Source organism: Vibrio sp. 10N.247.311.51 (assembly GCF_041467855.1).
Classification (GTDB): domain Bacteria; phylum Pseudomonadota; class Gammaproteobacteria; order Enterobacterales; family Vibrionaceae; genus Vibrio; species Vibrio coralliirubri.
In genome coordinates, this window is sequence record NZ_JBFSVK010000002.1 from 354101 (window position 1) to 366402 (window position 12302).

The following is a 12302-nucleotide window of genomic DNA, read 5'->3' on the forward strand; positions in this document are numbered from 1 at the left end:
AGGGGATAGATAAGAAAAGAGCCTGCCAATGGCAAGCTCCCGAGTACATTGAATAACGCTAGTTCATCTCGTCAATCTTGGCTTTCACTCGCAAGACCTTGTCTGCATAGTTAGGGTCAGTTGCGTAACCTGCTTGGTGAATCCCTTTGATGAAATTCTCTGAGTTACCTTGATGCTGCAATGCTGTTTCGTATCTTGGGTTTTCGTTCAAGAACTTCACATAGTCGTTAAAGCTATCTTCAAAGTTTGAGTAAGAACGGAAAGAAGCCGACTCTTTAACCGCAGTTTTACCATGGAACTCAAGTGTCTGCGTAGCAACCTTATCGCCCTTCCAACTTCTGTCTGCTTTGATGTTGAATAGGTTATTACTGTTGCCCAGAGAGTTCTTAACCATTTTAGAACCCCAACCCGTTTCAAGAGCTGCTTGTGCCAATAGTAGAGACGAGTCCACACCAAGCGCACTTGCCGCTTTTTCAGCGTAAGGCTTCATTGAGGTCACAAACGATTCTGGAGAATCAAAGGATACTGGCTGTTTTGCTGCTTGCACATCTGTTGCTGACATAGCTTTCGCAGATTGAACGTCTGACGCTCGCTCTTCCGAACGGCCAGAGTATTGCGGTCTTTGCAATGAAGCATCAAAGCCTTCACTGCGAACCTTCTCTTCAGACGTATCGCTTGCTTGGCCAGCGCTTAGCTGTGCCACGATCATATCCGCAAGACCTAACGAACCTGAAGCGCTTAACTCACTCGCCATTTGGTCATCTTGCATCTGGCGATAGAACTGCTCGTTCTGGCTATTCAGCATATCCGACTTAAAGCTCGAGTTCGCATCGCGCATCGACTTAAACAACATCGAGGTAAAAATCGATTCAAACTGTTTTGCCGCAGCGGTTAATGCTTCTTTCTCGCTACCTTCTTCACCGTTTACCGCTTGTTGACGAAGGCGGTCTAGGCTACCGATGTCGTGAATAAAGCCGATGTCATTGTTATTTTTAATCATGCTTTACCCTTTAGATAATGATCAACTGGCCTTCAATCGCACCCGCTTGTTTCAGTGCTTGAAGGATTGCCATTAAATCAGAAGGAGCAGCACCGACTTCGTTAACTGCACGGACCAAATCATCCAGCGTTAGGCCAGGTTCAAATTTGAACATCTTGCCATCGCCTTCCGTGATTTCGATATCTGAATCAGGAACCACTACCGTTTGGCCACCAGAGAATGCATTCGGTTGGCTTACGTTGAGATTTTCTTTGATTGCAACCGTCATACCACCGTGGGTGACCGCCGCCGCTCTTAGGCGAACGTGCTTACCAACTACAATGGTCCCGGTACGAGAATTAACAATGATTTTTGCAGAGCCCTCTGCAGGATCAAATTCAATGTTTTCGATGGCCGACAGGAAAGCCACGCGTTGGCTGATTTCTCGAGGTGCGCGAACTTTTACAGAAGTCGCGTCAACCGCAGACGCCATTTGTGGACCTAAGAAGTTGTTAACCGCATCAGCCAAACGCTGAGCCGTTGTGAAATCAGATTGAATTAGGTTAAAGGTGATGTAGTCGCCACGGCCGAATGGGGTTGGTATCTCTTGTTCTACTGTTGCACCGCTAGAGATGATACCCACGTTAGGGTTGTTACCGACAATCTTGGAACCGTCGTTACCTTGCGCACTAAAGCCACTTACCACCAAGTTACCTTGCGCGACCGCATACACCTGACCGTCTAGACCTTTCAGGAAGGTCTGCAGCAAGGTACCACCACGAAGGCTTTTGGCTGAACCGATAGAAGAAACGGTTACGTCAACTTCCTGACCTTGCTTAGAGAATGCCGGAAGTTCAGCGGTAACAATTACTGCCGCTACGTTTTTGGTTTTTGGCTTAGTGCCGGGCGGCAATTGAATGCCAAAATTTTGCAGCATCGCGTTAAACGTTTGATCGGTAAAGGGAGTTGTCTCACCTGTCCCCGGCAAACCAGTCACCAAACCATAACCGACAAGTTGGTTACTACGAACACCCGCCACTTTTGCCACGTCTTTGATACGCGCAGCATGGGCACTGGTGGCAAGAAATAGCATGCCGAATAGTACGAGTGTTAGTTTTTTCATTGAGTAACCTGTCTGTATTGCTTTAATTTATAATAGCTTAGCTAAATATGGCTGCGTGATAGAGGCTGTCAGTATGTCGACACCCTCTCAAGCTCTACAGTGATACATTAAAGAATCGTGCCAAGAATCCAGGCTCTTGCATATCTTTCTGTACGCCAGTCCCTGAGTACTGAATTCGTGCGTTAGAAACACGGTTTGAAGCGATGGTATTTTCGAAGTCAATATCGTCTGGACGGATGGTGCCGCTTAGGCGGATGTACTCATCGCCGGTGTTCAGTGTCATCCACTTCTCACCACGAACCACTAGGTTGCCATTGGCTAGTACTTCGATCACTTCTACAGTGATGTAGCCGCTGATGCTGTTACTTTGGTTAGCTGAGGTGTCACCCGCAAAAGTGTTGGTATTGCTCAGGTCATAAGAGAAGTTGTACTTGTCTATAGTTAGCTCTTGACCACCAACGGCCAATGGCTCCATTGACGCATCGTTTGACTTAGACATGTCTGCATTGGCTTTTTTGGTCGCTTTAGTATTTTCATCTAGTGCAACAGTGATGATGTCACCAATACCGCGAGGCTTTGAATCGTCATACATGCTGCCAATATGGCTCACATTGAACAGAGAACCCGTTGCTGCAGCGTAGTGTTCAGGTTTCTTTTTTGGGTTGATTGGCGCCCATGCAGGATCGCCCGCGATTGGATCGGTTCTGCCACGAAGGGTGTCAATAATGCCAGAGCTTTCTTCAGCAGACTTATCGCCTTCCACGGCATCAACCACTGTGGTTGCGTTCTCTTCTGCCGGCGTCTCAATCGGAGCCAGTACAGAACAACCGGTCATAGACATAAACAGAGCTAAACAAAAAATACGTTTCATGGCGATATACTCTCAGCAGGCAGTGGTAAATGGATCAATTAGCAGAAACAGATCTAATAATTAAAAAGTAAGCAGCGAATAAACCAATTACAGCTGTTGGTTAACAAAGCTCATCATCTTGTCTACTGACGAGATAACTTTCGAATTCATTTCGTATACACGCTGAGCTTCAATCATGTTTACCAGCTCTTCGGTTACGTTTACGTTCGATGTTTCTAACATCGATTGGCGGATGTTACCTAGACCATCAAAGCCCGGAACACCCTCTTGTGGGTCGCCACTCGCGCCTGTTGGCAAGTAAAGGTTTTGACCAACTGGCTCTAAACCACCAGGGTTTACAAAGTCAGTAATGGTAATTTGACCAACCACGACGTTGTTTTGCTCACCACGTAGACGAACCGACACTTCACCGTCGTTACCAACCGTTACCGAGATCGCGTCTTCAGGAATCACAATTTCTGGCTGTAGAGGATAACCTTGGCCCGACGTTACGATCGCGCCTTCACCGTTCAGTGTGAACTGACCATTGCGGCTGTAACCCGTTTCACCGTCTGGCATTTCAACCTGGAAGAAACCGTCGCCTTCAATCATCATGTCTAAGCTGTTAGATGTCGTTTGTGCGTTACCGTGCGTGTGCACTTTTTGAGTTGCAACTACCTTAGAACCGGCACCCAGCATCAAACCACTTGGCAGCTCAGTATTCTGAGACGATTGACCACCCGGTTGATTAATATTCTGGTAGAACAGGTCTTCAAATACCGCGCGGCTCTTTTTAAAACCAATGGTCGAGGCGTTGGCAAGGTTGTTCGAAATCGTTGAGATATTGGTTTGTTGGGCGTCTAAACCCGTTTTACTTACCCATAACGCTGGATGCATAGCAATGTCCTTTAAATTCTATTAGCTCATACGAAGCAGTGAATCAGACGACTTGTCCATTTCCTCTGCTGTGCTCATCATCTTGACCTGCATTTCAAACTGACGTTGTAAGTCAATTAAGCTGGTCATTTCACCTACGGCATTTACGTTACTGCCTTCGATAGCACCTTTTAGCAACGTTACCGCTGCATCAGCTTCGTATGCCTGATCTGGGTTTTTCGAACGGAATAGACCATTCGTGTCTTTAAACAAACTTTGGTTGTCTGGACGCACAAGCTTAATACGATCAACCACGGCCAATTCTTCAGCTGGAGCGCCTTGAGGAATCACCGAAATCGTACCGTCAGTACCAATTTCTACTTTACTGATTGGAATTGGCAGTGTGATTGGCGCATCGTTTTCACCTAACACCAAATGGCCACTTGCGTTAGTTAGCAAACCGTTTTGGTCAACCTTTAGATTACCGTTACGCGTTAAGCCTTCGCGGCCGGTGTTATCCATCACTGAAATCCAGCCATCACCTTGAACGGTAACATCAAGATCTCGGCCAGTGGTAACCACACTACCTTGCGAGAAATTATGACCAGGACGCTCTGTCATGCTGAAAACACGAGTAGGCATGCCTTCACCATACGCTTGCATTGAACGTGCTTGTGCTAAATCAGCACGGAAACCCGTTGTACTTACGTTGGCAAGGTTGTTTGCACGTAGCTGCAAAGCCTGCATATTTTGCTTTGCGCCACTCATGGCAAGAAACAGTGCGCGATCCATAATTTTTCTCCAAAAAATCATCTTCTAGAGCTTATAAAGCAAACACTGTGCCAATATTTTTAACTGTTATTTATCAATAATTTAAATATAAAATAAACAAAGAGGGGTGATCATTAAAGGATCATTCAGGAAGAATTATTGCCAGTGGCATTACCGTGCGGCAATAGGGGCGGCAAATAAGAAGACAAACAACAATACCCAATTCAATAACATTGAATTGGGTATTCGCAGATGATTCAAACGCTCGAAACGATTAACGAATCTGAAGAATATTCTGTTGTAGCTGGTTATGTACTTCTAGAGAACGCGAGTTCGCTTGGAAGTTACGTTGAGCAGAAATCAAATCAACCAATTCTTGAGTCATATCGATATTCGACTGCTCTAGCGAGCCATTGCTGATACTACCAAATGAACCTTTGTTCGATTCACCCCAGATCTTATCACCAGAGTCGTTAGTAGAATCCCATTGAGTACCGCCTTTCTTATCCAGACCTTGCTCATTGGGTACGCGAACCAAGCCTACACGGCCAAGCATCACATTTTCACCGTTTGAGTAAGTACCTAGAACACTGCCGTACTCATCGAAATCGATTTTTGTTAAGAAACCTGTTGTCGCGCCATCTTCATCAAACCGAGTCAATTCAAACGGAGCAGCAAACTGAGTTGAAGAATCCAAACCAAACTTAAGCACTTGAGTTGGATCAGCACCGTTCAAGTCAATTGGGTTCGCACCAGTACCTAGTGGTTCCGAGTTAATCGGTTGACCATTATTCAGGCTCGCCAACGTACCGTCATTGTTAAACTTCATTGTATGACCAACATGACCTCGTGCATTCGTCGCATCACCACCAGTAATGTTGACCGGTTTTTCACCGTTCTCATCTGACATGGTGTAGTACGTCTGCCAAGTGTTTGGTTGAGTCTGATCTTTGAGGTAGTAAGTCGTTAACTTGTAAGACTGACCCATAGAATCGTATACCGTCGAAGACGTTGCACGGTTATAAGTATCAGCATCTTGAAAGTTAAATGCAGCCGGGTCTTTAAGATCACCGTTTGCAGGAAGGTTAACCCCTACTTCAATGTTTTCTGTCTGTTTTGGTTTACCGAATTCAGCAGGAATGTCGAGAGGCTTTGGCGCGTAAGAAAGAACTTCACCCGAATTTGGATCAACATCGTAGCCTAACAGAAACTCATCGTTAGCGGTAACCATGTAGTTGTCTTTGTTTAGGTGAAATGCACCATTACGAGTTAGTTCATTGAGCTCCGGTGCCATACGATCTTTCGCTACCGCAAAGAAACCAGTACCACTGACACGTAAATCCATTGGGTTATTGGTATAAATACTTGAACCTTCATGGAATTGCTGTGCCACTTGGTTAGCTTGCGCACCGCCACCTGCCGCCGTTTTGGAGTTAGTGAACAACGAATTTGAATACACATCACCAAACTCGGCACGAGACTCTTTAAATCCAAATGTGTTTGCGTTCGCAATGTTGTTACTGGTTGTATTCAGGTCTAATTGTGCAGCGGATAGGCCGCTTAAAGCTACATATGACATTCCATTATTCTCCTAATCTATCTAGCTAGCATAGTTACTCAATAAAGAGCTACGCTTTACCAACTTCTAGTACTTCAGCAAGTCGTACTGGCGATGTGAAACCAGCCAGATTGAGTAGTACGTTGCCATCGCCCTTACCAAGAAGCACACTGTTCACGTTCGCATAACTGGAAACTTGGAACTCTGTGTTCTCGCCATCCAGCAAACCCGACGCTTTCACGTTGTATTTACCGGCCGGCAATGGGTTACCGTCTTCGTCTTTTCCGTCCCATTCAACACGTGTATCACCAGATGGTTTAGAGCCGATATCAAATGTGCGAACCAATTGGCCAACTTCGTTCTCAACACGGACCATTACATTGTCCATTGCCTGAGGAAGCTTAACCATGGACGCCATACCGCCATCACCGGGTTTTACACCTGCCGCACCAGGAACCAATACATCACGCCCAACTAATGAAGAGGCCTGAAGTGCTTGGTTAGAGGTCATTGATGAATTCAAGCTTTCAAACTGTGTATTCATTTTGCCAATGCCATCTACGGTCGCAAATGAAGCCATTTGCGCAATCATCTGGTCATTGCTAACCGGCTTGAAAGGATCTTGTTGTGCTAGTTGCTTAGTCAACAAAGATAAGAAGTCTTCTTGTTTAAGATCCTGCTTACCTGTTGTTTCGTCGGGCTTCTTCGCGCCATCTTGAAGACTCTTCAGCTGGTCAACATAGGACAAGCCGCTTTGACCAACATTGTTGTTGATTCCAGCCATGTGCTACCTCCTTATCCTTATTGACCCATCTGCAGCGTACGCAGCAGCATTTGTTTACTCGAGTCAGCAACCTGTACGTTCGTTTGGTACGCACGTGATGCCGAAATCATGTTTGCCATCTCTTCCATAACGTTCACGTTAGGCTTGTAGATGTAGCCTTCGTTGTTCGCTAATGGGTGATCCGGGTTGTACTCCGCGCTCAGCGGCTTATCGCTTTCTACAATACCTAATACTTTCACAGGCACAGTGTGGTCACTGTTACGTGCTCGATTTAACTCAGCGCCGAACACTGCGTGGCGAGCCTTGTAAGTTTCTTCAGCAGAACTACTTACACTGTCCGCGTTCGCAAGGTTGCTCGAGGTCGTATTTAGACGAACAGATTCAGCACTCATCGCAGAACCAGTCACATTGAATACATTAAATAAGCTCATCTAATTATTCCCCTTTAATCGCTTTAGTTAAATTCTTGAACTTACTTCCTAGGAAGTCGAGAGAGGCTTGATGCCTAATTTGGTTTTGCATGAAAAGGTTTCTTTCCAAATCCAAATCAACCGTGTTGCCATCTCCTGTATCAGGTTGTGTAGGAATTCGATACTTCGTTTCCCCGTTCACCGTTGTTGAGGCAGAAATGTGCCGACCATCTGTACGGCTAAGACCAATGCTTGCCCCAGAACTTGCCGCTTGCAGTGATTTCTTAAAGTCTAATCCCTTTGCTTTATACCCAGGCGTGTTTGCTTGCGCGATATTGGTGGAAAGCACCTCAGCGTTACGCTCACGTACACCAACTGTGTGCTGGTGAATGCCCAAAGCATTGTCAAAAGAAATAGCCATGTAAACCTCAACTCAAGAACTGACTGTTATGAAATAACCAAAGCAATATATATACCAACTTTTAAAACAAGGCGGTCTATCAATACTTTTACAGGTTACTCGTGGGTAAACTTGCAATATACAAGCCAAAAAATAGAGTAAATTGGAATGTCACTCTGACTTAAAGATATAGCTTAAGCAGGAAAAAGAAAACCCAGCAATTGGCTGGGTTTTTAATTTATACGGTAACGTTACACCTAATATGGGTGCCGCTCGTTACTTTAATTTGTAGATGATGCCTGGATTACAGCGAACCATTTCAAAACGATCCGTTAAGCCTGTTAACGATTCAGACGCACCCAATAGTAAGTAACCACCAGGGTTCAGGCTATTTGCCATCTGGTTAAGTACCTTTGACTTCATATCAGGCGAGAAGTAAATCAGCACGTTACGACAGAAAATGATGTCGAACTTGCCTAACAATGCATAGCTGTCCATCAGGTTCTGAGGGCGGAAGTTCACCATGCGCTTGACGTTATCTTTCACTTTCATACGGCCATCGCCCGCATCTTCAAAGAAAGTACGACGGCGCTCTGGAGAAAGTCCACGTCCCAATGCAAGGTTGTCGTAAGCGCCAGTGCGGCACATATCCAACATACTTGCTGAGATGTCAGTTGCGGTAATCGATACATTTGGCAGCATACCCGGCTTACGAGCTTGAGTTTCAAGAATCGTCATTGCCATTGAGTATGCTTCTTGGCCTGAAGAGCTTGCCGCAGACCAAATCTTAATAGGACGTTTATTTGCCGCTATTTCCGGTAGAAGCTTATCCGCAAGTACAGCAAACGGGTAAGTATCACGGAACCAAAGTGTCTCGTTCGTCGTCATGGCATCGACAGCAGCCACACGCAGCTCACGGTTTCGACCTGTTACTACATCTCTCAACAAATCAGATAACGAAGCTAACTTAAACTTCGTTACTAATGGGCTCAGACGACTGCGCACTAAATACTGCTTGCTGTCACCTAATACAATGCCACATTGAGATTCTAAGAAACGGCTGAAATCGCGATACTCTTGATCACTTATTGTTATAGCAGTCATTAATGTCTCTTTTAGTTAGTTAACGCAGCTTTTACCGCTGCACCAAGCTCATCCGGGTTGAATTTAGCGATGAAGGAGTTAGCTCCCACACGCTCAACCATGGCTTGGTTAAATACACCACTCAACGATGAGTGTAAAATTACGTATAAATCTTTCAGTTCGGCGTGACGACGAATCTCAGCAGTCAGCGTGTATCCATCCATTTCTGGCATTTCGATATCAGAGATCACCAATGAAATCTGATCGTAAATACTGCCTTCTGATGACATCTGCATCAGCTTCTCATAGGCTTCTTTACCATCCTTCACCGAGATAACTTCAAAACCAATCGACTCAATAGCACGCTGAACCTGCTTACGAGCAACGGTCGAGTCATCAGCAATCAAGATGCGGCGAACCAGTTCTTTCTCTTGTTCTACTTTCGCAATATCTTCAGCAATCTTGCTGTCCATTGTTTCATCAACAGGAGAAATTTCTGCAAGAATCTTCTCAACATCAAGAATTTCTACCAATTCATTATCAATGTTGGTTACCGCTGTCAGGTAGTTAGCTCGACCTGCGCCATCTGGCGGCGGAAGAATCGATTCCCAGTGCATGTTAATAATGCGCTCAACTGAACTTACCAAGAAACCTTGAATGGTTCGGTTAAACTCAGAGATAACCACAAAACACTTTTCAACATCCGTTGTAGGACGGCCACCAATCGCTAAGCTCAAGTCGATCACAGAGATCGTTTGGCCACGAATGTGTGCTACACCTTTAACCAGTGGGTTCAAGTTTGGCATCTTTGTCAGCTTAGGGCATTGAAGCACTTCTTTTACTTTAAAGACATTAATGCCGTAACGCTGACGCCCCATTAGGCGAAAGGTTAGTAATTCTAATCGGTTTTGACCGACGAGTTGCGTACGCTGATTCACCGAATCAAGAATACCCGTCATGAGCTCATCTCCATATCAAACTTTTTTGTATAAAAAGTGTTAGTCTACTGCAGGCTACGAACCACCAGAGAAACGGAATGACGTATTATAAATCAAATTTGCCACCTCTTTCTATAGCAATGTGTAGAGCTACTTTTAAAACTGTCGCTAAGTTTATCGGCATTTTATCAATATTGTTTAGTTTTTTTGTACAAGCTGCGACCCCAGAACAAATTGAGATGATTCAGTCTGCAGCAGAACAACATATCCTTGATACGGTTGAGCAGCCACAAGGTGGCGAACTCTTTGTTAATTCAGCAAATGTTGACTCAAGAATCAAAGCGACAGACTGCCCAGTGCCTTTAGAGACCAGCGCTTCAACGACCACCAATACCCGCAGCAGTATTACGGTTTTAGTGCAATGCGTTCCTGATGAGTGGCGAGTTTATGTACCCGTTCGCCTTTCGATGTCGGTGCCTCTTGTCACCACCACTCGCTCAATCGCGAGAGGCGAAATCGTCGGTCAATACGATGTCACCACAGCTATGATTTCTCTTAACAAGTTTCGTCGCCAAGGTTTCACAGCTCCACATCAGGTCATCGGCGCTAAGGTAAAAAAGAACCTAAGACCGGGCGATGTTGTAGAAAGAGGTGATATCTGTGTCGTGTGCCGAAACGAGAAGGTTATCATACAGGCAGTAAAAGGTGGCATGACCATTACCACCAAAGGTACTGCACTTACCGATGGCTCTATGGGTGATCAAGTAAGAGTGAAAAATGATAAATCACAGCGTATAATTGAAGGGATTGTTACCAGCATGTCTGAAGTCACGGTTTACTTTTAACTCTTTACTTCTAAATTGACGGTATCGTTAGCGATTTCACCCTCAACTCTAACGCCAAATATAACGGCTGCGGTGTTTTGTCCCTTTTCGACTATTGAGCTAAAAATTGCTAAAGTATTCGAACCCTTGGTCGATATTGACTGTACAGGTTCCCATTTTTGAAGAAAAAGGCTTAACTATGGCAGGCATTGATAATATTCGTTCAGGGCAAACCCTAACGACCACTAACCGATCAGCAGTACGCTCTGATTCTAATTCTGAGGCATCACGCTCTGATGTATCAACTAAATCACCAGCAAGCAAAGATGCGGTTTCACTTAGCCAACAAGGCAAAGCGATTGGTCAGCTCCACCAAGATATGGCTGCACAGCCAAGCTTTGATTCTGTAAAAGTAGCAGCGATCAAAGAAGCAATTGCGAACGGTTCATACACTGTCGATCCAGAAAAACTGGCAGACAACATGATCAAGTTCGAAGATGAATTAAAAGGCCTTTAAGCCAACACTCACTTTTGATTGAAGTGATTGTCTTAAAGCACACGAGGTTATGAATAGGTTTACGTTATGGCGGCACTAGCAGATTTAGTTAATTTTCAACTTCAAAATGCCAAAGCCTTATCTGAATTATTAAGTTCAGAGAAAACCGCTATTACGAGCCGACAATCAAACGATATTGAGCGAATCGCCAAAGAAAAAGTGGTCCTAGTTGAACAACTAAGATCAACCGATCAGCGAATCGCAGCCCATACCAATATCTCAGAACTGACCGAGAACCCTGAACTTGCTCAGCTAGTCACAAAGATCCAGTCTATAGTGCACGATTGCCAGCAAGCGAACCTTGTGAATGGCGAAGCCTTGAATCGAGCGCACCTTAGCTTCAAAAAACTCAGCAATATGATGCAGCAAAGTCACGGAAAAATTGGCATGACCTACAATGCCGGTGGTCAAACGCATACGATTTCTACGCTGGGAACCAACGTAAAAGCATAATTAAGCCCCCTGTCTTCAATAATATCTTTAGTCACATTTCTGCTCGTATCTGTATCTGTATCTGTATCTCAGCTTATCCTTAGCATGATATCCGTCAACACTCCCACTAGATCGGTAAATGCGCGAACAAATCGACAGACACAAAAAAGCGGCAAGTATTTTCATACTTGCCGCTTTTTTATTCATATCAGTTATTGGTTGCCGATACGCCATCTGGAAAGCGACTGACAGCCAATATAATTAATTCATGCATCGATACTAGAACAGCGTTTGTTGTCTCTTCTCAGGCACGGGTTGTACTTCACCGTAATCACGTAGCTTTTCCATCTTACGGATATCGAGCTGAAGCTCAGTGACATAGCTATCACCCACAGGGTAACTGCGCACCACTTCTGCACCACGGATTACACCATCAACCGCACCAGAAGTACGTTCAGTACCAAGGCGTTGATCTTCCAACTCTGCTCGGCCACTCACTCGCATGCCATAGACTTGCTCGGCAAGTTCACGATAGGCGTCGATCTTGGAAGCTCTCATCGCACGGATACGTCTTTCTTCGTCATTACGTCCCTTCTGCTCACTGATACTTGCGTAACCAACGGCAACCAAGAAGTCGTCTGCCCTCATATTTTGCAATGGCTGGCAGCCTACAAGCAACAAAGCGGCGACAACAAATATTAACTTCTTCATCTCGAAC

The 12302-nt window shown here is 45.0% G+C and carries 15 protein-coding genes; 3 read left to right on the forward strand and 12 right to left on the reverse strand.

Features of this window, described 5'->3' with window-relative positions:
- Nucleotides 1-58: 58 nt before the first annotated feature.
- The 11 genes from flgJ to AB6E85_RS03760 all read right to left on the reverse strand — a co-directional run bounded on the left by flgJ (nucleotide 59) and on the right by AB6E85_RS03760 (nucleotide 9793).
- Nucleotides 59-1000, reverse strand: a complete 942-nt coding sequence (flgJ, locus tag AB6E85_RS03710) for a flagellar assembly peptidoglycan hydrolase FlgJ (RefSeq protein ID WP_248640907.1) — start codon at nucleotides 998-1000, stop codon at nucleotides 59-61.
- A 10-nt stretch (nucleotides 1001-1010) separates the two neighbouring features.
- Nucleotides 1011-2102: a flagellar basal body P-ring protein FlgI gene (locus AB6E85_RS03715; RefSeq protein ID WP_017076828.1), complete on the reverse strand. Its 1092-nt coding sequence runs from the start codon at nucleotides 2100-2102 to the stop codon at nucleotides 1011-1013.
- Nucleotides 2103-2196: 94 nt separating this feature from the next.
- A complete protein-coding gene (gene flgH, locus AB6E85_RS03720) occupies nucleotides 2197-2973 on the reverse strand; it encodes a flagellar basal body L-ring protein FlgH (RefSeq protein WP_248640909.1) in 777 nt (258 codons plus the stop codon).
- 87 nt (nucleotides 2974-3060) lie between these two features.
- Nucleotides 3061-3849 carry a flagellar basal-body rod protein FlgG gene (gene flgG, locus AB6E85_RS03725; protein ID WP_017062259.1) on the reverse strand — a complete coding sequence of 263 codons (789 nt, stop codon included), beginning with the start codon at nucleotides 3847-3849 and terminating at the stop codon, nucleotides 3061-3063.
- Between the two features lie 21 nt (nucleotides 3850-3870).
- Entirely contained in the window at nucleotides 3871-4620 is a 750-nt protein-coding gene (locus AB6E85_RS03730) for a flagellar basal body rod protein FlgF (protein ID WP_132743474.1), read from the reverse strand.
- 253 nt (nucleotides 4621-4873) lie between these two features.
- Nucleotides 4874-6178: a flagellar hook protein FlgE gene (gene flgE, locus AB6E85_RS03735; RefSeq protein ID WP_248640911.1), complete on the reverse strand. Its 1305-nt coding sequence runs from the start codon at nucleotides 6176-6178 to the stop codon at nucleotides 4874-4876.
- Between the two features lie 49 nt (nucleotides 6179-6227).
- Nucleotides 6228-6941, reverse strand: coding sequence for a flagellar hook assembly protein FlgD (gene flgD, locus AB6E85_RS03740; protein WP_372056799.1), 714 nt, complete (start codon nucleotides 6939-6941; stop codon nucleotides 6228-6230).
- A 17-nt stretch (nucleotides 6942-6958) separates the two neighbouring features.
- Entirely contained in the window at nucleotides 6959-7372 is a 414-nt protein-coding gene (flgC, locus tag AB6E85_RS03745) for a flagellar basal body rod protein FlgC (protein ID WP_017631739.1), read from the reverse strand.
- Between the two features lie 4 nt (nucleotides 7373-7376).
- Nucleotides 7377-7772 (reverse strand): flagellar basal body rod protein FlgB, encoded by a 396-nt coding sequence (flgB, locus tag AB6E85_RS03750; protein ID WP_004736175.1) that lies wholly within the window; start codon nucleotides 7770-7772, stop codon nucleotides 7377-7379.
- Nucleotides 7773-8027: 255 nt separating this feature from the next.
- The gene (locus tag AB6E85_RS03755; protein WP_004736174.1) at nucleotides 8028-8855 is read right to left on the reverse strand and encodes a protein-glutamate O-methyltransferase; all 828 of its coding nucleotides are present in this window, start codon (nucleotides 8853-8855) and stop codon (nucleotides 8028-8030) included.
- Between the two features lie 11 nt (nucleotides 8856-8866).
- Nucleotides 8867-9793, reverse strand: a complete 927-nt coding sequence (locus AB6E85_RS03760) for a chemotaxis protein CheV (protein ID WP_019825285.1) — start codon at nucleotides 9791-9793, stop codon at nucleotides 8867-8869.
- 77 nt (nucleotides 9794-9870) lie between these two features.
- Here AB6E85_RS03760 and flgA point away from each other — a divergent pair, with 77 nt between their 5' ends.
- From flgA to AB6E85_RS03775, 3 genes are all read left to right on the forward strand, one after another.
- A complete protein-coding gene (gene flgA, locus AB6E85_RS03765; RefSeq protein WP_048611324.1) occupies nucleotides 9871-10617 on the forward strand; it encodes a flagellar basal body P-ring formation chaperone FlgA in 747 nt (248 codons plus the stop codon).
- A gap of 178 nt (nucleotides 10618-10795) precedes the next feature.
- The gene (gene flgM, locus AB6E85_RS03770; protein ID WP_372141503.1) at nucleotides 10796-11113 is read left to right on the forward strand and encodes a flagellar biosynthesis anti-sigma factor FlgM; all 318 of its coding nucleotides are present in this window, start codon (nucleotides 10796-10798) and stop codon (nucleotides 11111-11113) included.
- A gap of 66 nt (nucleotides 11114-11179) precedes the next feature.
- Nucleotides 11180-11605: a flagella synthesis protein FlgN gene (locus AB6E85_RS03775; protein ID WP_017064136.1), complete on the forward strand. Its 426-nt coding sequence runs from the start codon at nucleotides 11180-11182 to the stop codon at nucleotides 11603-11605.
- Nucleotides 11606-11863: 258 nt separating this feature from the next.
- Here AB6E85_RS03775 and flgP read toward each other — a convergent pair whose 3' ends face one another.
- Nucleotides 11864-12295, reverse strand: a complete 432-nt coding sequence (gene flgP, locus AB6E85_RS03780) for a flagellar assembly lipoprotein FlgP (protein WP_086713993.1) — start codon at nucleotides 12293-12295, stop codon at nucleotides 11864-11866.
- Between the last annotated feature and the right edge of the window lie 7 nt (nucleotides 12296-12302).